The sequence below is a fragment of the Paenibacillus sp. GbtcB18 genome, assembly GCF_019091125.1.
Lineage (GTDB): Bacteria > Bacillota > Bacilli > Paenibacillales > NBRC-103111 > Paenibacillus_F > Paenibacillus_F chitinolyticus.
Map to the genome: position 1 here is coordinate 134,454 of NZ_JAGXJX010000002.1, position 22,624 is coordinate 157,077.

General features: G+C 52.3%; 21 protein-coding genes. All 21 read right to left on the minus strand.

The features are described from left to right. Positions 1-100: 100 nt before the first annotated feature. The 21 genes from KVT34_RS05830 to KVT34_RS05930 all read right to left on the minus strand — a co-directional run bounded on the left by KVT34_RS05830 (position 101) and on the right by KVT34_RS05930 (position 22,603). Positions 101-4,405, minus strand: coding sequence for a PolC-type DNA polymerase III (locus tag KVT34_RS05830; RefSeq protein WP_217557499.1), 4,305 nt, complete (start codon positions 4,403-4,405; stop codon positions 101-103). A gap of 117 nt (positions 4,406-4,522) precedes the next feature. Next, positions 4,523-5,971 carry a proline--tRNA ligase gene (gene proS, locus KVT34_RS05835; RefSeq protein WP_042233052.1) on the minus strand — a complete coding sequence of 483 codons (1,449 nt, stop codon included), beginning with the start codon at positions 5,969-5,971 and terminating at the stop codon, positions 4,523-4,525. Positions 5,972-6,080: 109 nt separating this feature from the next. Next, a complete protein-coding gene (gene rseP, locus KVT34_RS05840) occupies positions 6,081-7,331 on the minus strand; it encodes an RIP metalloprotease RseP (protein WP_217557501.1) in 1,251 nt (416 codons plus the stop codon). A gap of 199 nt (positions 7,332-7,530) precedes the next feature. Further along, a complete protein-coding gene (locus tag KVT34_RS05845; protein WP_217557503.1) occupies positions 7,531-8,676 on the minus strand; it encodes a 1-deoxy-D-xylulose-5-phosphate reductoisomerase in 1,146 nt (381 codons plus the stop codon). Positions 8,677-8,733: 57 nt separating this feature from the next. Next, positions 8,734-9,531 (minus strand): phosphatidate cytidylyltransferase, encoded by a 798-nt coding sequence (locus KVT34_RS05850; protein ID WP_217557505.1) that lies wholly within the window; start codon positions 9,529-9,531, stop codon positions 8,734-8,736. 24 nt (positions 9,532-9,555) lie between these two features. Beyond that, entirely contained in the window at positions 9,556-10,326 is a 771-nt protein-coding gene (locus KVT34_RS05855) for an undecaprenyl pyrophosphate synthase (protein WP_217557507.1), read from the minus strand. Between the two features lie 63 nt (positions 10,327-10,389). Next, the gene (frr, locus tag KVT34_RS05860) at positions 10,390-10,944 is read right to left on the minus strand and encodes a ribosome recycling factor (RefSeq protein WP_042233043.1); all 555 of its coding nucleotides are present in this window, start codon (positions 10,942-10,944) and stop codon (positions 10,390-10,392) included. Positions 10,945-10,948: 4 nt separating this feature from the next. Continuing rightward, positions 10,949-11,674: a UMP kinase gene (gene pyrH, locus KVT34_RS05865; RefSeq protein ID WP_009676779.1), complete on the minus strand. Its 726-nt coding sequence runs from the start codon at positions 11,672-11,674 to the stop codon at positions 10,949-10,951. A 108-nt stretch (positions 11,675-11,782) separates the two neighbouring features. Further along, on the minus strand, positions 11,783-12,439 hold the full coding sequence (gene tsf, locus KVT34_RS05870) for a translation elongation factor Ts (RefSeq protein ID WP_217557509.1): 657 nt from the start codon (positions 12,437-12,439) through the stop codon (positions 11,783-11,785). A gap of 102 nt (positions 12,440-12,541) precedes the next feature. Further along, positions 12,542-13,240 (minus strand): 30S ribosomal protein S2, encoded by a 699-nt coding sequence (rpsB, locus tag KVT34_RS05875; RefSeq protein WP_009676777.1) that lies wholly within the window; start codon positions 13,238-13,240, stop codon positions 12,542-12,544. Positions 13,241-13,530: 290 nt separating this feature from the next. After that, positions 13,531-14,043: a hypothetical protein gene (locus KVT34_RS05880; RefSeq protein ID WP_217557512.1), complete on the minus strand. Its 513-nt coding sequence runs from the start codon at positions 14,041-14,043 to the stop codon at positions 13,531-13,533. Continuing rightward, positions 14,030-14,671: a DUF6115 domain-containing protein gene (locus tag KVT34_RS05885; protein WP_217557514.1), complete on the minus strand. Its 642-nt coding sequence runs from the start codon at positions 14,669-14,671 to the stop codon at positions 14,030-14,032. Before KVT34_RS05885 ends, KVT34_RS05880 begins: the two co-directional genes overlap by 14 nt. 31 nt (positions 14,672-14,702) lie before the next feature. Then, positions 14,703-15,023, minus strand: coding sequence for a hypothetical protein (locus KVT34_RS05890; RefSeq protein WP_042233033.1), 321 nt, complete (start codon positions 15,021-15,023; stop codon positions 14,703-14,705). 51 nt (positions 15,024-15,074) lie between these two features. Then, positions 15,075-16,487, minus strand: a complete 1,413-nt coding sequence (locus tag KVT34_RS05895) for a flagellar assembly protein A (protein ID WP_217557516.1) — start codon at positions 16,485-16,487, stop codon at positions 15,075-15,077. Positions 16,488-16,516: 29 nt separating this feature from the next. Further along, complete coding sequence (locus KVT34_RS05900; protein WP_009676771.1) at positions 16,517-17,299, minus strand: FliA/WhiG family RNA polymerase sigma factor; 783 nt, start codon at positions 17,297-17,299, stop codon at positions 16,517-16,519. Positions 17,300-17,314: 15 nt separating this feature from the next. Beyond that, positions 17,315-17,731, minus strand: a complete 417-nt coding sequence (locus KVT34_RS05905) for a hypothetical protein (protein WP_217557518.1) — start codon at positions 17,729-17,731, stop codon at positions 17,315-17,317. Positions 17,732-17,733: 2 nt separating this feature from the next. Beyond that, the gene (locus KVT34_RS05910) at positions 17,734-18,228 is read right to left on the minus strand and encodes a chemotaxis protein CheD (protein WP_217557520.1); all 495 of its coding nucleotides are present in this window, start codon (positions 18,226-18,228) and stop codon (positions 17,734-17,736) included. Then, positions 18,206-18,844 carry a chemotaxis protein CheC gene (locus tag KVT34_RS05915; protein ID WP_217557521.1) on the minus strand — a complete coding sequence of 213 codons (639 nt, stop codon included), beginning with the start codon at positions 18,842-18,844 and terminating at the stop codon, positions 18,206-18,208. The genes KVT34_RS05910 and KVT34_RS05915 overlap by 23 nt, the downstream gene beginning before the upstream one ends. 4 nt (positions 18,845-18,848) lie before the next feature. Beyond that, the gene (locus KVT34_RS05920) at positions 18,849-19,310 is read right to left on the minus strand and encodes a chemotaxis protein CheW (RefSeq protein WP_217557523.1); all 462 of its coding nucleotides are present in this window, start codon (positions 19,308-19,310) and stop codon (positions 18,849-18,851) included. Between the two features lie 23 nt (positions 19,311-19,333). Continuing rightward, positions 19,334-21,400, minus strand: a complete 2,067-nt coding sequence (locus KVT34_RS05925) for a chemotaxis protein CheA (RefSeq protein ID WP_217557525.1) — start codon at positions 21,398-21,400, stop codon at positions 19,334-19,336. A 36-nt stretch (positions 21,401-21,436) separates the two neighbouring features. After that, a complete protein-coding gene (locus tag KVT34_RS05930) occupies positions 21,437-22,603 on the minus strand; it encodes a protein-glutamate methylesterase/protein-glutamine glutaminase (RefSeq protein WP_217557527.1) in 1,167 nt (388 codons plus the stop codon). Positions 22,604-22,624 lie beyond the last annotated feature (21 nt).

The following is a 22,624-nucleotide window of genomic DNA, read 5'->3' on the forward strand; positions in this document are numbered from 1 at the left end:
TATCCTCATTATTGCCAAGAAAAATTATACCATAACCGTCTAAAGGTTGACAATAGTAAGAAAAAGTTACTCACCTTGTCAGCCCTGCGCTTCATGCCCGCTAAAACAAGGACAGTTGATTGGATTCCGGCAGTCCCCGGAAACAGCCCATGCCGTTCAACAGTTCGACGACCGTCTTCGACGCCTTCGAACGGTTTTGGAAATCTTCGATCGAAAGAAAGTCCCCGCTTTCCTTGGAAGCGGCAATGTTACGGGCCGCATTTTCCCCGATTCCCGGTACGGCCGAGAACGGCGGAATAAGCGAATCGCCGTCAATAATAAACTTCGTGGCGTCCGAGCGGTATAAGTCGATGGGCTTGAAACTGAATCCGCGCGCGGTCATTTCCAGCGCCATTTCGAGAATGGAAATCATCGCTTTTTCCTTCGGAAGAGCCTGGAACCCTTTTTCCTCGATTTCAATCAGCTTTTTCATGATCGCATCGTAGCCCTGGCAGAGCAGTTCCAGATCAAAGTCCTCCGCACGGACCGTAAAGTAGGTCGCATAGTACGCGATCGGGTGGTAAACCTTGAAGTAAGCCGTACGCACCGCGGAAATAACGTAAGCGGCGGCGTGGGCTTTCGGGAACATATATTCGATCCGCTCGCAGGATTCAATGTACCAGGCAGGCACATTGTGCTTCTTCATGTCTTCCTTCCACTCATCGGTGAGGCCTTTTCCTTTACGTACGCTCTCCGTGATTTTGAAGGCCAAGCCCGCATCCATGCCGGCTTTATAAATGAGATAGAGCATAATATCGTCCCGGCAGCCGATTACGGTCTTAATGTTGCAAATGCCTTTCTTGATCAGTTCCTGCGCGTTCCCCAGCCATACACCGGTTCCGTGGGAAAGCCCCGAAATTTGCAGCAGATCGGCAAAGCTGCTCGGATGAGTTTCCTGAAGCATCTGACGGACAAACTTCGTTCCCATCTCGGGAACGCCATAGGTGGCTACGGGCGTCCGGATTTTTTCAGGCGGAACTCCAAGCGCATCCGTCGAATGAAAAATGCTCATCACTTTAGGATCGTTCATCGGAATCGTCGTCGGATCAACGCCGGTCAAATCCTGAAGCATACGCATCATGGTCGGATCGTCGTGCCCCAGGATATCGAGCTTGAGCAGGTTAGCGTCAAACGCGTGATAGTCGAAATGCGTCGTTTTCCACTCGGAATTCTTATCGTCGGCCGGGAATTGAACGGGAGTGATATCGTCCACTTCCATATAATCCGGCACGACGACAATACCGCCGGGATGCTGTCCGGTGCTTCGCTTAACGCCGGTACATCCTGAAGCCAGTCTTACAATTTCGGCGTTCCGCCACTTTTTGCCCTGGCCTTCCTCATACTTTTTCACATAACCGAAGGCTGTTTTTTCCGCAATGGTACCGATGGTGCCTGCGCGGAACACGCTTTTTTCGCCGAAAAGAACCTTGGTGTAGTTATGAGCGACCGGTTGGTACTCCCCGGAAAAGTTCAAGTCGATATCGGGAACTTTGTCCCCTTTAAATCCGAGGAACGTTTCGAACGGAATGTCCTGGCCCTCGCCTTTGAGCTTGTCGCCGCAGTTCGGGCAGGTCTTATCCGGCAGGTCGAATCCGCTCGGAATGCTGCCGTCCGTAAACCATTCGCTGAATTTGCACGAGCGGCAAATATAATGCGGCGGGAGAGGGTTCACCTCCGAAATGCCCAGGAATGTGGCGACTACGGAGGAGCCGACCGATCCCCGGGAACCGACGAGATAGCCGTCCTCGTTGGATTTTTTAACGAGCCGTTCCGAAATGAGATAGTTGGCCGAGAACCCGTATTTGATGATCGGCACCAGTTCTTTTTCAAGCCGCTGCACGACAATTTCAGGAATTTCATCCCCGTAAATTTGACGGGCCGTGTCATAGCATTTGTTACGGATTTCTTCGTCGGCTCCTTCAATGATCGGTGTGAACAGCTTAGTCGGAAACAGCTCGATTTCTTCAAAACGGTCGGCCAGATCGTTTGTGTTACGCACCACGACTTCATGGGCTTTCTCCTGACCGAGGAAACGGAATTCTTCCAGCATCTCGCGCGTCGTGCGGAAATGAGCGTCCGGCTTCTTCATGTCTTTGAGGGGACTAAAGCCGGTGATGCCATTGATCGTAATATCCCGCGCGACTTTGTCCCGGGGCTCCAGGTAATGGACGTTCCCCGTCGCAATAACGGGTTTCCCCTGTTTTGCGCCGATGGCGACAATCCGCTTCACCGCGTCTTCCAAATCCGCGCGGCTGCCGACCAGCCCTTTATCCACCAGATGCATGTTGTAACTGACGGGCTGGATCTCCAGCACATCGTAAAACTCGGCAACCTGTTCGGCTTCTTCCTGCGATTTGTTAAGAACCGTCTCGAAAAACTCGCCTTTCTCGCAGCCCGATGCGATAAGCAGCCCTTCCCTAAGCTCAATGAGCTTACTTTTCGGAATCGTCGCCACTTTATTGAAGTATTCCGTATGGGAAATGGAAATCAGTTTGAACAGATTTTTCTTTCCGACCGCATTCGTCGCATAAATGCAGCAGTGGAACGGACGCTGGTTCGACAAATCTTTTCCCACAAAATCGTTCATACGTCCAAGATTCGTGATATTCCGGTCGTAGGCTTCGTTAATTAAATGCTGGAGAACATGTCCCAAGGCAATCGTATCGTCAATCGCCCTGTGATGGTTTTCCAGATTTACTTTAAATTTATCTGACAAGGTGTTTAGCCTATGGTTTTTCATGGAAGGGAACAGCAGTCTGGCCATTTCCAGCGTATCGAGAACCGCATTCGTCATCTGCGGGTGGCCCAGTCTTTTCAAGTTGGCCTGGATAAAACCGATATCGAACCGCGCGTTATGAGCGACGAGCACGGAATCGCCGATAAAATCGATGAACTTGGGAAGCTCGTCCGCGAGCTCCGGTGCGTCTTTTACCATCTCGTCGGTGATATTGGTAAGCTGCTGGATGTGATAAGGAATTTTTTCATGCGGCTGGATAAATGTAGAATAACGGCCGATTTCTTTGCCATCCTGTACCTTCACACCGGCAATCTCGATAATTTTATTGTTCAGAACGGACAACCCCGTGGTCTCGATGTCAAAAACAACGTAAGTGGCCTGCTTCAAATCCGCATCAATCGGGTTTAAGACGATCGGAACGGAATCGTTCACCACATTCGCTTCAACGCCGTAAATGACCTTGATGCCGTTTTTCTTGCCCGCCTTGTTCGCATCCGGGTAGCTTTGCACCCCGCTGTGATCCGTGATGGCGATCGCTTTGTGGCCCCATTTTGCAGCCGTCTTGATGTACTGGTCGACCGGAGTGATTCCGTCCATCGTACTCATCGTCGTGTGAAGGTGGAATTCCACGCGTTTTTCTTCGGCATCATCCATTCTTCCCTTAGGCGGCAGCACTTCGTTGATATCCGACGGGATCATGACAAGCTCGGGCACCATCATGAAACGGTCGTATTCCACGCGTCCGCGCGCCCGGATCCAGCAGCCGTTGGAGAGCAAATTGAGAATGCGCACGTCTTCCTTCGTTTTCCCGAACGACTTCAGCATAATGGAATCGGTGTAGTCGGTGACGTTAAACGAATAAAGGGTGCTGCCGTTCCGCAGCTCTTTCACTTCCAGATTGAAGACAGCCCCTTGAATGGTGACTTTCTTCTCCTCTTCCACAATATCCTGGATCGGCACAGGCGCATCTTTGATATCGTAGCCGACCATCAGCCGGACATCCGCATCCGGAATGGCCGAAGCCTGCAGCTCCTGCTCGATGGACTGCATAATCTCCTGTGTAACAAGCTTCTCCTCTTCGACGATCTGCTGGGCAAACCGTTCGAATTCCTCGGTGCTTTTCTCGTTGAGCGCATATTTCACGGTAAATTCGGTTTTAAAATAATCCTGGAAGAACGACTTTACCCAGTTATCCATGTTCTTTTTCTTCGCGAGTTCAAAACCGATTTGATCCAGCAAAATCAAAGTCAGCTGATTCCCCTGCACTTCGGTTTTGGCTTTGCTCAGCCATCCGTTTACCGTAACGGCTTCGCGCTGTACCCACTCCAGAAAAAGGCTCCAATATTCTTCCACGAGCCTGCCCGGCTCGGCATTTTCCATGTGTATGACAAATCGCGTCTTGGCGATATGAGCGAATTTTTCTTGAACGTTCCGGCAGAAAGACCGGTACACGTCCTGTGGAACTAACTCCTGCTTTACCAGGTGGAAGGTCCACTCCCGGTTTTTCCGGCTGATTTCTACTTTGTCGATATACCCGTCCGCAAAATGGACCGTCGACATCTCGTGCGATATGTCCGCCTGCTTCATCAAAAGCTCGAACCGCTGCCTTTTATCCGGTGTCTGACTCATGTCTTCCCTCCCCCAAGCTTCCGGCTTGCTCCGATTGCCGCCTTGCTCTTACCCGGCCGGAAAAAGAAAAGGACAAAGAGAGAAAGTAATCTCGTTTGCCCTTCATTGTAATCGTGCTTAATAAGATTTACCGAAAACGACGGTGTGCTTCGCTTTATCCCCGCAAACCAGACAGGTTTCTTTCGATTCCCGCGGCGAAAACGGAATGTTGCGGCTCGTTGCTCCCGCCTCTTCTTTGACCTGGGCTTCACAAGCTTCCGAACCGCACCAGCCTGCAAGCGCAAATCCGCGGTTCGTTTCCAAGTATTGTTTGAACTCATCCAGCGTGTCTACCGTGATCAAATGCTCTTCGAGGTGCTGTTTCGCACGGTTGAACATCTCCTGGTGTATCTCTTCCAAGAGCTGCTGAACTTCCTGAACAAAGTTGACCTGCTGAACGATTTTCTTCTCCCCGGTTATCCGGGAAACGAGAACGATCTGACCGTTCTCCATATCGCGCGGTCCCAGCTCGACACGGATCGGAACGCCGCGCATTTCGTACTCGTTGAATTTCCAGCCCGGGCTCAGGTCCGCACGGTCGTCCACTCTTACCCGGACACCCGCCTGCTTCAATTCGGCAAACAGCTCGTCCGTGCGTGCCACGACCTGCTCCCTCGTTTTAGGAGGACCAATCGGGATCATGATCACTTGTGTAGGAGCTACTTTAGGCGGCAGAGCCAACCCGCGGTCGTCCCCGTGTGCCATGATCGTCGCGCCGATCAGACGTGTGCTTACCCCCCAGGAGGTGGTGTGCACGAACTGGTGCTGATTTTCCCGGTTCAAATATTTAATATCGAAAGCAACCGCAAAGTTGGTGCCGAGGTAATGCGAAGTCCCCGCTTGTACCGCTTTGCCGTCTTTCATCATGGCTTCGATCGAGAAGGTATCTACCGCTCCGGCAAACTTCTCGGAAGGTGTTTTCTGCCCGATAATGACCGGCATGGCAAGGAAATTCTCTGCGAAATCTCTGTAAATTTCCAGCATTTGCATCGTTTCGCGGCGAGCATCTTCTTCGTCTTCGTGAGCGGTATGCCCTTCCTGCCACAAAAACTCCGTCGTACGAAGGAATGGCAGGGTACGTTTCTCCCAGCGGACCACGTTCGCCCACTGATTGATAAGGAGCGGCAGATCACGGTAGGAATTGATCCATTCCGCATACATATGGCCGATCATCGTCTCGGAAGTCGGACGGATGGCCAGACGCTCTTCGAGCTTCTCTCCCCCCGCTTCGGTCACCCAGGGAAGCTCCGGATTGAAGCCTTCCACGTGCTCCTTCTCTTTCTGGAAAAAGCTCTCCGGGATGAAAAGCGGGAAATAGGCGTTGCGGTGCCCCGTTTCCTTGAAACGCTTGTCCAGCTCGCGCTGGATGTTTTCCCAAATTTCGTAGCCGTCCGGCTTGAAGACCATACACCCGCGAACCGGGGAATAGCTCATAAGATCGGCTTTTTTGATGACATCAATGTACCACTGGGAGAAATCTTCACCCTGCGGCGTGATTTCCCGGACAAATTGTTTATCTTTGGACATACGGATCCTCCTACGGAAGTCCATCCGGCGGGGCAAACGCAAGGTTCGACCGGTCGGACGGACAGGCATCGTTTCACCTAACGGTTACATCTATCTATCATAATACAGATTAGCTTTTAATTAAACGTAAAATATCGTTATAGGTTACGGCGACCATCAATAGCATGAGCATGGCAAAGCCGATAAAGTGAACCATGCTTTCGCGGTTGGGATCGACCGGCTTGCCGCGAACCGCTTCGATGGCGAGGAATACGAGCCGGCTTCCGTCCAGCGCAGGAAACGGAAGCAGGTTAAACAGCCCTAAATAAAGGCTGAGCAGCGCGACCCAGTAGATGTACGATTCACTGCCGTGGCTCGCGAATTCACCGGTTACCTGTACGATACGCACCGGACCGCCCAGGTCGTCCATTTTGAACTGCCCCAGCACGAGCTTCTTGAATCCGTCGAGAATACCTACCGTCGAGGTCGAAACGTAGTTGTAGGTGCCCTTCAACGTTTCGCCGAAGGAAGCCGAGCGCTTGTCTCCCGTGATATAAACCCCGACCTTGCCGTTCTCGTCCGGAGTAATTTCGATTTTCTTCTCCACGCCGCCCCGCTGGATCACCCAGTTCATTTTCTCGTTGGGAGAGGAACCGACCACTTTCATAAACTTCTCGCGATTGTCCCCGATCGTTTCCTGGTTGACCGAGACGATGACGTCTCCGGCCATTAGCCCGGCTTTCTCGGACGGACGACCTGGCTCCAGCTTGTCGACTTTAACGTTCGTGGGAACTCCCTGCATAATGACGAGGGTAAGAAACAGTACCGCGGCCAGCAAAAAGTTCATAACCGGCCCCATCAGGATGGACAGGAAACGCTGGCCCACCGTCTTGCTGCCAAACTGCCGGTCCAGCGGTGCGATCTGTGTTTCCACGCCGCGGGTAACCATGAGGGCATCCGGCTGAACGGCGTAGCGGACCTGCTCGTCTCCCACTTCAAGCTTTACAAAAAGGTCTTTTTCCAGATCGATCTGCTGCACGGAGCCTTGGATGACGTTCGCCCGCTGATCAAGCTGGTCTAAATAAAGCTTGGTTACTTTATTGTCCTTGTTTAACTTCACGGCAATCGTCTGGCCATCCTGGATTTGTACGATTTCCGGATCCTCACCGGCCATGCGGACATATCCGCCGAACGGGAGCAATCTCAAGGTGTAACGAGTTTCGCCCTTTTTATATGAGAACAATTTTGGTCCGAACCCGATAGCGAATTCACGCACCAAAATTCCGGCCCGTTTCGCAAAATAAAAATGTCCCCACTCGTGAATCGTAACGAGGACGAAGAACATAAGGACAATTTTCAGTCCTGTTTCAATGCTTCCCAACCCGCATCTGCCTCCTCCGGCGCTTTCTCTCCTGAAAGCCGTCTCGTTTATGCTTACGTATGTTCCTAATGTACCATTATTGAACGGCCTAATACAAGCAATAGCCTATGTCAGTATACGCAGGAACATGGAGCTCATAGACTAAAAAACCGGCCGTCCGGAAAATTTCCAGAGCGGTCGGTTTATCCTTCATCGAGGCTCAGCCGAGCAAAGACGCAGTTTCACGCGCCCACCGGTCGGCTTCCAAAATATCACCGATCTGCGGACTGCTCATGACCGAGTGTCTTTGCAGACATTCTTCTATGATGGTTTCAATGCGGAGAAAAGGAATCTCTCCCTGCAAAAACCTCGCCACGGCTTGTTCATTAGCCGCGTTGAATACGGTTGGCGCCGTGCCCCCGGTTCGGCCGCTTTCGTAAGCCATCCGAAGGCAGGGGAACCGGTCAAAATCCATGGGCCGGAAATTCAGTGTAGCGATTTCCGCCAAATCCAGGGATTTCGCAGGTGAATGCAGCCGGTTCGGGTAGGACAGCGCATATTGGATCGGCACGCGCATGTCCGGGTTTCCGAGCTGGGCAATAATGCTGCTATCGTTGAACTCCACGTAGGAGTGGATGATGCTTTCCGGATGCAAAATCACCCCGATTTGATCGTAGGGCAGGTCAAAAAGCCAGTGGGCTTCAATAACTTCGAGCCCTTTGTTGACCATCGTGGCCGAGTCGATCGTAATCTTGGCGCCCATGGACCAGTTCGGATGGTTCAACGCCTGCTCGACCGTAACGCCTTCCAGCTCCGCCCGGGTACGGTCCCGGAAAGAACCGCCGGAAGCCGTAATGGTAATTTTCCTGATCTCCTCACGGCGTTCGCCGTTCAGACACTGGAAAATCGCGGAATGCTCGCTGTCGATGGGCAGCAGCCTCACACCTTTGCGGTTCGCGGCTTCCGTTACCAGATGCCCCGCGCTCACAAGCGGCTCTTTATTCGCAAGGCCGATCGTTTTCCCCGCTTCAATCGCGGCGATCGTCGGTTCCAGCCCCTGGTTGCCGACTACGGCCGTTACGACAAAATCCGCATCGGTTCCGGCCGCCGTCTCCAGGAGACCTTCTTCACCATGAAGAATACGTGTACCTGCGGGTATTAAAGCGGACAACCGATCCGCCAGTTCCCGGGTAGCCACAGAAGCCAGTTTCGGCTTGAACCGGCGGATTTGCTCAGCTAGAAGCTCCACGTTCCGTCCGCCGGCAAGTGCCTCTACGGTAAATTGATCCGGATGATGGGCAATGACATCAAGCGTTTGCGTACCGATCGATCCGGTCGAGCCAAGTATCGCTATTCGTTTATTCATATTCTCCCCCGTTGAATGAGCCTGAGCCGATTCTGTCTATTGGACGGGTATACGGATTCAGGAAGGAATCAGCGCAAGCCAGTGGACGAGCGGAAAAACGATAAGCCAGCTGTCCACGCGGTCGAGAATTCCACCATGACCCGGCAGAATGGTCCCCGTATCCTTAATTCCCTTCACCCGCTTGTAGGCGGATTGCATAAGATCGCCGAGCTGTCCCGACACGGCAATAACGACACCGATCAGCACCGCGCGGGCCGGAGACAGAAGTTCGGGACGGGCCAGGGAAAAACAAAGTGCGGCTACAATAGCAATCAATACTCCACCGAGGGCTCCCTCGACCGATTTCTTAGGGCTGATTACCGGCCACAGCAAGTGTTTGCCGAATTTCGATCCGACAAAATACGCGCCGGAATCCGTCGCCCAAATGCTGACAAAAATAAGAAGCGTCCAAAACAAACCATGCTCGGGTATCCACCGCGTCATGATCATATAATGAAATCCGACACCTATGTACACGACTCCGAGAAAAAGAAGCGACACCATGTCGATGGTAATTTTGTTTTTGGACAAGACCGTAGCGGCCATCAGCACGAAAGCGGCTCCCCAGATCAGGCCGACCTCATTGAGCTCATAGGTAAACCGGTGCATTTCCCATGGAAGGGTAAGCAGAATCAAGGCGATCATGCCGACCAGCCATGTGATCCGGTGGTCTTTCAACTTGTTCATGCGCACATACTCATCAAAGCCGATTATGGCCATTAGTACGATCAAGGCGGCAAACCAGTTGCCGCCGACAGCCAACAGGCCCAGAAATGCGGCTCCGGCTATCGCTCCCGTCAGAATCCTCTGCTTCAATGCTTCATTCCTCCAAACCGATGCTTACAAGCCTCCGTATCGTCTTGCCCGTCGTTGGTATTCGGCAACGGCCCGGTAAAAATGCTCTTCCGAGAATTCAGGCCAGTAAGCTTCCGTAAACCATAATTCGGTATAGGCGAGCTGCCACAGCAGAAAATTGCTAAGCCTCAGCTCTCCGCTCGTCCGGATCAGCAAATCGGGGTCAGGAAGCCCGGAAGTGAGCATATACGAAGAAAAGGTTTCCTCCGTCAATTCTTCCGGACGAAGTTTGCCTTCCTGAACATCCCTCAGTACATCCTGAACGCCGGCGAGCAGTTCCTTGCGGCCACCGTAATTCAGAGCAAAGTTTAGAATGAGGCCTGTGTTATTCTTTGTACGCTCGATTGCATCTTCAATGGCATTCAGGGTGTAATCCGGCAGACTTTCTTTCCAGCCGGTCATGCGGATCCGCACGTTACGCTCGATCAGTTCCTCAATTTCCAGCGGAAAGAACTCCTGGGGCAGCTTCATGAGGAATTCGACTTCCTCTTTAGGGCGCTTCCAGTTTTCCGTGGAAAAGGCATACATCGTCAACACCTTGACTCCGATGCTGTCGGCTGCAATGGTGATTTTCTTCACATTCTTCATACCGGAATGGTGCCCGGCCACACGGGGAAGTCCGCGCTGTTTCGCCCAGCGTCCGTTTCCGTCCATGATAATGGCAATATGAGACGGAACGTTGTCCAACTCCAAATGGGGAGACTTCTCGTCCTGTGCAGACTCGTTTCCAAGCCATTTTTTCAGTTGATTGAACATCTTTTTTCCCCCACTATGGAAAGATGAAAAGCCCCCGGTATTTCAGGGGGCGACGATAGCCGTTTACACTTCCATAATTTCTTTTTCTTTACCTGTCAGGACTTTCTCGACTTCTGCCGTGAATTTGTCCGTAAATTTCTGAATATCGTCCTGGTGACGACGGGACTCGTCTTCGGAAATACCGTTTTTCTCCTGCTTCTTGATGTCATCATTGGCATCGCGGCGGATATTACGGATCGCGACTTTGGCCTCTTCCCCGTATTTACGGGTCAGTTTAACCAGATCGCTGCGGCGTTCTTCCGTAAGCGGCGGAATGACAAGTCGGATCACCGTACCGTCGTTAGCCGGAGTCAGGCCCAGTTCGGACTTGAGAATAGCTTTCTCAATAGCTCCCATGGAGCTCTTATCCCATGGCTGAATGATCAGCGTGCGGGAGTCCGGCGTGGAGATGTTAGCCAGTTGGTTAACCGGAGTCATCGCGCCATAGTATTCCACTTGGATTTTATCGAGCAGCGCAGGGTTTGCGCGGCCTGCACGCAGAGTGGCCAGATCGCGCTTGAGTGCGTCGATAGCCTTGCTCATCCGCTCTTCTGCATTCTTTTTAATCGATTGCGGCATACGATTATACACTCCCTTTGACAATGGTACCGATTTTTTCGCCGAGGACTACCCGTTTAATGTTGCCATTTTCTGTGATCGAAAATACGATAAGCGGGATATTGTTGTCCATGCACAGCGAGGAAGCGGTTGAATCCATCACGCCGAGATTTTTGTTAAGCACCTCAAGATAAGTGAGGGTCTCGTATTTCTCAGCCGTTTCGTCTTTGAAAGGATCCGCGGAGTAAACTCCGTCTACTTTGTTCTTAGCCATCAAGATAACTTCCGCTTCAATCTCGGCCGCTCTAAGCGCAGCCGTCGTATCCGTGGAAAAATAAGGGTTACCTGTTCCGGCAGCAAAGATGACGACTCGGCCCTTCTCCAGATGACGAATCGCTCTTCTGCGGATGTACGGTTCCGCTACCTGCTGCATGGAAATGGAGCTTTGCACACGGGTCGGCACGCCAATATTCTCCAGCGCGTCCTGCATAGCCAGGGAATTCATGACCGTTGCAAGCATGCCCATGTAGTCTGCCGTAGCCCGGTCAATGCCTTTGGCACTGCCTGCAATCCCGCGCCAGATGTTGCCTCCGCCCACAACGATAGCAACTTCCACCCCGAGATCGACCACATCTTTCACCTGCAGGGCGATAGAAGAAATGATGTCCGATTCGATCCCGAATCCTTGCTGTCCGGCAAGAGCCTCACCGCTCAGCTTTAAGATTACTCTTTTATACAAAGGTCGCTCCAACTTTGGTACCCTCCGTTCTGACAAATCAGCGTGCTTCTGTCTTTCTTGTACCGTTTCTGTTTATAAAAGAAGGAACACAATGTGTTCCCGCTTTTGGTCCGTTCGGTATTAGGCGTTGCCTTTAGCTTGTGCCATTACTTCTTCAACGAAGTTGTCGACTTTCTTTTCCAGACCTTCACCAAGCTCAAAACGAGCAAAGCGGCGGATGGAGATGTTCTCGCCGATCGTGCTGATCATTTCGTTCAGCAGGACGGATACCGTTTTGTCCGGATCTTTGATGTAGGATTGTTCCATCAGACAAATTTCTTCGTAGTATTTGCTGATGCGGCCTTCAACCATTTTGTCCACGATGTGAGCAGGTTTGCCTTCGTTCAGCGCTTGGTTGCGAAGAATTTCTTTTTCTTTATCAAGCTCTTCTGTCGGAACTTCTTCACGACGAACATAGGAAGGGTTCGCAGCAGCGATTTGCATGGCGATACCTTTTACGAAATCACGGAAGTTGTCCGTTTTGGCAACGAAGTCGGTTTCACAGTTAACTTCGACTAGAACGCCGATGCGTCCGCCGGCATGAATGTAAGATTCTACAATGCCTTCGGTAGCTGCGCGGCCTGCTTTGTTAGCGGCAGCGGCAAGACCTTTCTCGCGAAGGATTTCGCTTGCTTTCGTCAGATCGCCGTTTGCTTCGTCCAACGCTTTTTTGCAATCAAGCATGCCTGCGCCTGTTTTTTCACGCAGTTCTTTTACCATTGCAGCTGTTACTGCCATAAATAGGGACCTCCCTAAGATTATAAGTATTTTAAAAAAAGGGCGGTGATAGGCTCAAGTGCCTTCAGACCACCCTTTTCCTGTTACGTTCGTTTATGTCGATTAAGCCGTTGTTTGTTCGCCTTGGTTAGCTTCGATCACAGCATCGGCCATTTTACCAGTCAGCAATTTAACAGCGCGGATCGCGTCGTCATTACCTGGGATAACATAGTCGATTTCGTCCGGATCGCAGTTCGTATCAACGATACCTACGATTGGGATACCAAGTTTGCGAGCTTCTGCAACCGCAATACGCTCTTTGCGTGGATCAATGATGAACAGGGCGCTAGGCAGGCCTTTCATGCCTTTGATGCCGCCGAGGAATTTATCGAGGCGATCTTTTTCCTTGTTCAGGATGATAACTTCTTTCTTAGGAAGAAGTTCGAACGTGCCGTCCTGCTCCATTTTTTCAAGCTCTTTAAGACGGTTGATACGCTTTTGAATCGTTTGGAAGTTGGTCAGCGTGCCGCCGAGCCAGCGTTGGTTGATGTAGAACATGCCGCAACGTTCCGCTTCTTCTTTAACGGAGTCTTGAGCTTGTTTTTTGGTACCTACGAACATGATCGTACCGTTCTCAGCAGAGACCGATTTAACGAAGTTGTAAGCTTCCTCAACCTTTTTAACCGTTTTTTGTAGATCGATAATGTAAATGCCGTTTCTTTCAGTGAAGATGTATTTGTCCATTTTCGGGTTCCAACGACGGGTTTGGTGACCGAAGTGTACCCCAGCTTCTAGAAGCTGCTTCATGGAAATTACTGCCATCCTCACACACCTCCTCAATAAAATGGTTTTAGTGTAATGCTCCTCCGATGGCCGCATCTCCGTATAAAACTCGCCGCGCGCAAAGCCCGGACAAGCACCGTTATACGAATTAACCATCGTGTGTTTTTAACACCGTCAATAACTATACCACAAGTAGCATGCGGGATGCAACAGCGTTCAGAGACAACTTTCGGCAAGATTTTCAATCCGTGAAAGCTTATCTTCAGACGGTATCATTATTCCCGGCCGCACGCAAAATAAGACCCTCGCGCGATGCAAGAGCCTTATTATTATTCCGGCTTACTGGTGAGATTCTGAATGATCTCGTCCAGCGTCGGTTTGCCTGTAAATTTATGAACGCCCGACTTGATCTTTCCCGTTGCCGCCTTAGCCGCCATCGCCTGCTCAAATTGCTCCTGACTTTCGACTAACCCGCTCACGGAAACGATCTTAGCCACCTGGCTGGACCTCATCCCCGGTGAGATGTAGAGGGCTGTTATTTGAGGCGGCGCCGAAGGAGCGGGCTGGGCGGAAGGCGTTTTCGCTTTCTCCGCCTCCAACTGCTTTTGCAGTTCCTGTTCATGCTGCTCTTTCGTGAAGACGGGCTGGTTTTTGTCAAAAACCTGATAATACTTCCCGGCTTCGGTTTTCAGCTTGTTCATGTCCATCTGTTCTATGGAAACGGCCGAATTCTGCGATAACGGCTGGACGGGCCGGGCGGCCGTTATCATCAACTGAAGGAGAGCCGAGCCCACGATCATGCCGATGCCGATTCCGGCCAGCAGCGTTTTATTTACTTTCATCGGAATGCCCCTCCCGTTTGGCCAGCTGCATGATCAGCATGACTTCCCCTTTGTTCATCCCGAGCTGTTTGGCGATCTGCTCCGTCGATCTTCCCTGGTCATGCAGCTCAAAAAGGGCGGCATACCGGGAGCGCACGGAGAGGTCCGGCTCCATTCGAGGAGTTTCCTGCGGCTGTACAGATGCGGCGGCAGCTTCTGCCGGGAACTCCTCCGTCTGCGAAGGACGGGGCGTTGATAGTGCGGACCCGTGCGTCTGAACGGCGGGTTCCACGTAGACATGAGTCTCCGTGCCCCGGGACCCGTGCCGGGAAAGCTCCGGCGCTGACTCGCCGCCGCCATGCCCCCCCGCCCCGTTTCCGTCCGCGCTGCGGCGCTCCAGCACTTCAAGCCTGACGGTCAATTTGGCGACCTCGAGCTTGTGCTCCCTCTGCGTCTCTTTGAACAGGTCGATGAGCGCCTGGTTCTGCTGCTCAAGGTCGGACGCAAAGTGAGCCATGCTCTCTTCCAGCTCTTTTACGAGCTGGGCCGAAGGCGCCTGCCCGCCTTTTTTTGCAGCCGAGCGGGGAATCACTCCCGCAAACACCACAATTACGAGGCCGAGAAGAACAATCATCTGCCAAGGTTCCATTTTAACATCACCTGTACTTTCCAATCTTCCTTTATAGACTCAAGTCGATATGCGAGCCTTTAAAAGGGTGAACCGCCTTTGGCGGCTCCGCTTCTTGAGAAGGAGGGGCCTTCCTCTGCTGTCGGCCCCGTCCGCCTTGACCGTCATTCTGCCGGCCTTCTTTGCGGATTTGAGCCTCCTCGCTCTCCCCGATTTTCTCGCTGGCTTTCCGGTTATGTTCGGCGTTCTTCTCATTTTCCGCGCCCAAGAGAACCTGATCCATCTCGGGTTTGTGGTTCAACTGCTGCTGCCGGATGCCTGCCTGATCGTTCTTATGAACCGCGAACTGCAAATCGACCGGTTTCATATCCATACAAGTTCCACCTCGTCATTTTCGCTCGTTATTGGCTTGACTAGGGAGCTTTTACTTAGGTATATAGGCGCTGTGTCCGATATCGCCTGCAACAAGCTGGAACACGACATGGCTCATCGGATCTTTGATGAACTTCGTGTATCGGCCGATCACGATTTTGGCTCCTCCGTATACGGTAGAGATCACTTCTACGCTGGAGCGTTCGCTGTCTTCAAGCGATTTCTCCATTTCAAAAATCCGTTCACGGAGCTCACGCTGTTCTTCTCCGGACTGGCGTTTTGTATGATTCAGCTTAATTCGCAGCGCTACTTTGTCCGGTCCGAGCTGGCCGGACGCCGCCAACTGGTCCAGCAAAATAAGGGCTTTGTCCGTCTTGGACTGATTATCCGCAAGCGCTTTGAGCTGGGAACGAAGCTGAATCAATTCATTGCGAAGCTCAGGCAGCACCCCCACCTCGATTGCAGTCGCGTTGGAGAGGGAATTTCCGATCGTTCTGGCGATCACCTTCTCGCCGGCCTGAACGGTTCCGCCCACGATCAGCCCTTTGGGGCCGTTGCAAGCGACGGTTTTACCCGCACGTATTGTCGAATGAAGAATGCTTTGGGAAACGGTAACCGTATCCGCCGCTTCTACTGTCGCATCCTGGATAAAGGAAGATTTCACATTCTGCCCGGCCCGGATTACGGCTTTGTTCCTGCCCACGATACCCGCGGTTATTTCAACGGAACCGCTCGCTTCGAGTTCGGCCGCTTCCACACCGCCGACTATGCGGATATCCCCGGAAGCTTTGATCTTAAAACCGGGGCTCACGTTTCCGCGAATGACGACAGTCCCGACGAAATCGATGTTACCCGTCCGGTAATCCACGTCTCCGTTCACTTCGTATACGGGGAACACGTTTACTTTGTTCCGGTCCGTGTAAGTGACGAGCCCGTCAATGGCGGCATAAATGGCTTTCTCTTCGTTATCCGTTACGACGTTTTTGCCCAGTTTAAACCTGGCTTCCTTGCCTTCGCGCGCCGGCAGCGGCTCTCCGGTTACGGCTTTGCCGGGTGTTCCTTCGGTCGGTGGAACCTTTTTGCCGATGATCTGGCCCTTTCTGATATTGTTCAAGGTGGATACTTCTTTGAGATCAACGCGTCCGTCTTCCGTCTCGACAGGCTTATGCGTATCGTTGTTGCGCCCGTACAAATAATCGACGTATCCGTCCTTTCCGTTAACAGGGCGGGTGCCTTGGGCGATCACGGTTTCGGCGAGCAGATAAGGCTGCGGATCTATCGCTATGCGGAGCAGCGCCTCCGTATCGAGTCCATGAACGATGCCGTTCGCTCTGGCCAATCCTTGCAGCTCGTCAAACGTGACCGTAAAATCTTCCCCGACATCGGCAAACTTCAATAAGGATGTCAACTTATCGTCCGTGACGGAAATCCTAATGATTTGGTCCAACTCCAAAATCCGGTCCATCCTGTATCGACAACCTTTCCCGGCAGCTTCTATTTTTCAAACAACTGAACTTTATATCGACTCAAAACTCCTCTTAATCGCAGCATGGCTTTGGAGTGAAGCTGAGAAATGCGGGAAGGCGACAAACTCATCACTTCCGCAATCTCGCTCAAGGAAAGTTCTTCGAAATAAAACAGGGAAACGACGATCCGTTCTTTCTCCGTCAATTTCTCTATCGCCCGCGCAAGAGTTTCTTTGAGGTAAAATTCGTTAACGGTAAATTCCGGGTTTTTAGCACGCTCGTCCACCAGAAGCGAAAGCCGGGTTTCGGATTCTTCTTCACGAATCGGTTCGTCTATGGAACAAATGGAGGTTACGGCGATTTCCTGAAGCATATGCTGAAACTCGTCCTCCGTAACCTGGAGATAATCGCTGATCTCTTCATCCGTCACGGTCCGAAGATACTTTTGCTCCAGCTTCTGATACGCTTCCTCGATTTTTTTGGCCTTCTCGCGTACGGAACGGGGAACCCAGTCCCCTTGTCTGAGACCGTCGATAATAGCCCCGCGTATGCGCCAGGACGCGTAAGTTTCGAACTGCAGACCGCGTTCGTAGTCAAACTTCTCTACGGCGTCGATCAGACCCATGATTCCGAAGCTTCCGAGGTCTTCCTTGGAAACGTTTTTGGGGAGACCAATCGCCAAACGGCCCGATACGTATTCGACAAGAGGCAGGTACGTTTCAATCAGCGTTTGCTTGGCTTCTCTGGAACCGCCCTGCTTCCACTGTCTCCACGTATCGAAATGCGCCAGATTAGGTTTTTTATCAATCATGGCTGTACACCGTCCTTATTCTTCAGACATTTGACGAAGGGCTCTGACCGATTGCTCGGTGTCAGGTTGCTTCCGGGTAACTAGCTTCGTGGGTAACAGCGGCGCAAACTCCGCTTCCTCCCTGTCCACTCCGTCCGCCGCTTTCTGCGAGGTTTCATCGGGAGTAGTCAGATCGAGATGCTGGCCGAGATTCTTGTTCGGAGACGGCCCTTCTGCGGCGGCCGCTGCCGTTTCATTTACGGCCGTGCGGTTAGCGGATAGGAGCAGGCCCATAATAAACCGAAAGCCGAATGTGACAACGAATAAAATGACAAAACTGTAAACACTTCGCAGCAGTGTAGTCAGCCAGACGTTGCTGCTGAACGACAGGAGAAAGGTGAGGACGAAGGAGACGGCACCGACTATGAAGTTCCAACGAATCGTTCCCGCCATCTCTACAAATCCTTCAAGCCGTGCTGTACGCTTCGAATCGTCAGCACGCCCGTATCGCAGTTCAGTTCAATCGTTCTTCCATAGTTCTGGCCCGTATCTTCACCTTTGACTCGAATCTTGTATTTGATCAACATTTCTTTGCATGCCTCTACATTGCGAGGTCCAATTCGCATCGTATCGCCCCCTCCGGCAAAAGCGAACATTTGAGCTCCCCCTGCCAGTTTCGCTTCCATCCGATTGATTGAGGCACCAAGACGGGTCATCCGGTCGATCAATTCGGGAATGGCGGTATCCGCATATTTGGCAATGTTGACGGTGCCTTCTCGGGCGATTTCGGATGTCGGCAGCATGACGTGCGCCATTCCGCCGACTTTGGCAAAGTCGTCGAACAAGGTAAGCCCGACGCAGGAACCGAGTCCCGTCGTTTTAAGCACGCCCCCCGGCATTCCGACATTAAGATCCGCCATACCGACTTTAATGATCGTCTGTTGATTCATGTGCCTCTACCCCTAGTGCCGCAAATAATTTCCCAAACGATTCCGGGTCCGGAATAAGGAAGAAGTTACCTTGCACTTCTTCGTTTCCTTCCAAGAACTTCGTGTCAATCAGCAGTGCCTGATCGCCCATCTCCCCGAACTGCAGCAATCCGTAGCTTAAAATGGCTCCCGCCATATCAATGGCCAGGGAAGGTACGGTGGGGAACATAGACAGCCGAGTAAAATCCGCCAGCGAGGACAAGTACGATCCCGCCAAAATGTTCCCGATTTCGTTTAAGGCCGAAATCTCCAGTTCCGTATAATCACCGCTCTCGGAAAGCTCCATCCCGATCAGGGAAAACAGCATCCGTTTGGCGGATTCGAGATTCAGTATAAAAAACATATTGCCGGGAGCATCCCCGATCACCCGCAGAAAAATAGCGAGTACGACTTCCTCCGCTCCGCCCACGATTTCGGGAATCTCCTCGAAAGGAAGAACCATGACTTTCGGAACGAGCATATCCACAGGCTTGTCCAGCAGGGTGGACAGAGCAGTGGCCGCATGACCGGCACCGATGTTGCCGATTTCCTTGAGCACATCCAATTGATAATCCGCCAACTGCCTGAACGTATCCACTTGCTTAGGCCTCGATCTTTTCCAGCTGGATGATTTCGTCCCTGTTCAGAACCTGTTCCAGGTTCATCAGGACCAGGAGACGCTCTTCTCCGATTTTGGCGATGCCATGCAGATATTTCGCCTTGATGCCGCCGACAACTTCGGGAGGATTCTCGATGTTGTCTTCGTTCAAGTCAATAACGTCGTTAGCGGAATCTACAATCAGTCCTACTTCGAGTTCGTTAACCGCTACAATGATCACACGGGTATTATCGGAATACTCGGTTTCCGGAAGCCCGAAGCGGGAGCGCAGGTCGATAACCGGCACGACCACGCCTCTGAGGTTAATGACGCCTTTGACGAAAGCGGGCGTTTTCGGAACGCGGGTCATCGGCTGCATCCGTTCGATCGTTTTGACCTTATCCACTTCTACTCCGTATTCCTCATGCGCCAGCGCAAATACGATAATTTTTTTATCTTCAGCCATTTGAACGGCCTCCCCTGCCTGAATTATTTAATGAGTTCATTCGTATCGAGAATCAATGCGACTTGACCGTCGCCGAGAATGGTCGCTCCCGAAATCGCGAACAGCTTCGTAAAGTATTTACCCAATGTTTTCAGGACGATCTCCTGTTGACCGATAAACTCCTCCACCATGAGCGCCGCCATTTTCTCGCCTTTGCGCACAACCACAACTTCGGTTTCAGTCTCGTCGGCTTCGCTGTAGTCGGGAATATCCAGCACGGAGCTGAGCGAAACGAGCGGAATCATGCTGCCTCTGAAATCGATCATCCGGTTTCCTTGGACGGAACGGATTTGCGCCTGCTGGATAAGGGCCGTCTCCACGATCGAAGAAAGCGGGATCGCATATTTCTCGCTGCCGATCTTGACCAGCATGGCCGAGATGATCGAGAGCGTAAGCGGAAGCTTGATCGAGAAGATCGAACCGCTGCCCGGATTGGATTCGACATGAATATGTCCCCCGAGCGAGTGGATTTTCGTTTTTACAACGTCCAAGCCTACCCCGCGGCCGGAAATGTCCGAGATTACGTCCGCGGTACTGAAGCCGGATGCGAACAGCAGTTGATCGATATCGGAATTGCTCATTTTGTCCGCCATCTCAGGCGCGACAATCCCTTTCTTCACAGCGGTCGCAAGCACTTTCTCCCGGTTAATGCCGTTACCGTTGTCTTCGATCTCGATGAAGACATTGTTACCGCTGTGATAAGCGCGGAGATGAACGGTTCCGCTCTCGCTTTTGCCCTTCGCCACACGCTGGCTCACGGTTTCGAGTCCATGGTCTACCGCGTTGCGAAGCAGATGCACGAGCGGATCGCCGATTTCGTCGATTACCGTGCGGTCCAGCTCAGTTTCCGCGCCGGTTATGACGAGATCGACTTTTTTGTCCAGCGATTTGGCGATATCCCGGATCATCCGCGGGAACCGGTTAAAGACCGTATCGACCGGCACCATCCGCAGCTTGAGAACGATATTCTGCAGATCACTGCTGACGCGGGCCATATGCTCGACCGTCTCCGTCAGCTCATTGCGCTTGATCTCGCTTGCCAGCTGCTCCAGGCGGACCCGGTCGATGAGCAGTTCGCTGAAGAGATTCATGAGAGAATCGAGGCGCTCGATATCTACCCGGATCGTACGGGTTCCGACAGGCCCGCCGCCTGCAGCCGCTGCCGGTTTGGCAGCTCCGCCGGTTTCCTTCGCCTGTGCCGGTTTGGCTGCCGGAGCGGATGCGGCAGCCGCCTGGGCTTCACCCGCCTTGACCTCCGCCTTGGCTGCGCCGCTTCCCGTCATCTCGTCCAGCGTTTCGCGGTCGAGTACGATGATTTGGACATGTTCGATTTCGGAGACATTCGAAATTTCTTTCTCCAGATCGGCTTTCCCGACGTTAGCTATGTAATACACGGAGAAGGTGCGGTCGAATTTCTCCTGTTCGATCTCCTGTACGGAAGGCGTCGCTTTGATAACTTCGCCGGAACGCTCCAGAATTTCGAAGACCATGTAAGCACGGGCCGCTTTCAGTACGCAATCTTCCCGGACGGTAACCTCGATATAAAACACCTGCATGTTGGCGTCAATCGATTGCTGGAGAACCGAGAGCTGGAATTGGTCCAAAGCAATAACGCTTTCTTCCCCGCTTTCCGTTCCAACGCTTCCGGCGGATGGAGCGGATTTGAGATAATCCCCGCTTACAATGGATTTCAAAGCAGTGACAATAGCCGTAACATCTGCCTTGCCCGTTCCGCCCTGAACGATATCCTCGACCATCGAATCGAGAGCGTCCAGACTTTGGAACAGGCTGTCGAAAATGAACGGGTCCATTTTCAGCTTCAAGTTACGGACCAGGTCCAGAACGTTTTCCATTTCGTGAGTCAACGAAGCGAGATCTTCGAATCCCATCGTCGCGGACATGCCTTTCAGCGTATGGGCCGAGCGGAAAATATTATGAACGATATCTATATTGTCGGGACTGTTTTCCAGGCTGAGCATGTTGTCATTAAGAGCTTGCAGATGTTCTTTCGATTCGTCGATGAACATTGATAAATATTGATTCAACTCCACAGAACTGCACCTCCGTCAATTTAACGAGTACTTTCTTTAGCGGCTGCCGTTTTTATCCGTCACCCGTTCGACAAGCTTCGGAGCGATATCCCCCAAAGGAAGGACAAACATGGCGGCTCCGTTCTCCACCGCGACTCGCGGCATGCCGTATACGACGCATGTCTCTTCGGATTCGGCAATCGTGGTCGCCGCTCCGTCCTTTCGGAGTTCTCCGATCGTTCTCGCTCCGTCGCTGCCCATCCCCGTCATAATGACGGCGTGCCGGGTCAGCTCTTTTAAGGGAAGCAGGGATTGGAAAAGCTTGTCTACGGAAGGACGATGTCCGGATACCGGCTCGCTTTTGCTCAAAGAAATCCGGTATTTCTTGTCGTCGGCCCTGACGACGGTCATGTGCAGTCCGCCGGGAGCGACATAGGCCGTACCGGGTTCGAGCACCTGGGCTTCCTCCGCTTCCACTACCCGAACGGCACATTGATCGTTAAGGCGCTGAGACAGCGATTTAGTGAAATTCGGGGGCATATGCTGGACGATGAGGACAGGGGCCGGAAAATCCGCCGGCAGGCCGCTCAGTACTTTTTGCAGCGCTCTGGGGCCCCCGGTCGATGTACCGATCGCCACGAGATCCCGAAAGCCCTTCGAACTGCCGATGCCGACACCGTTTGAGGGCTTCCCCGTTTCTTGCACCGCCGCAGCGGTTCTCTTGGGAGTCTCCGCTGTCGAAGGCGGCTTCACGAACGGAGCGGACGGCTGAACGAAGCGTTCGGGCCTTTTGGCCGGTTCTAACGGAAGCTGCGGCTGCATGCGTGTTTTGACCGCAATCCTCAGCTTCTCATGCAAAAGCTGCTTGACCTTGAATAAATCCAGCGAAATCGAACCGGACGGCTTCCGGATAAAATCGATCGCGCCGAGTTCAAGGGCCCGAATCGTTTCAACCGCTCCCGACATCGTCAGCGAGCTCAGCATAATAACGGGAGTCGGAGTGGCGGCCATAATGCGTTCCAGCGCTTCCAGCCCGTTCATTTCAGGCATTTCAATATCCATCGTAACCGCGTGCGGTTTCAGCTCTTTTGTCTTGACTACGGCTTCCGCACCGTTCTTTGCGACGGCTATAACACGGAAATTGGGGTCTTCTTCGATCAGATCCGTAATGATCTTCCTCATGAACACCGAATCGTCGACTACCAGAATACGGTACGGCTCCATAGGGTCCCTCCTGAATTGGCT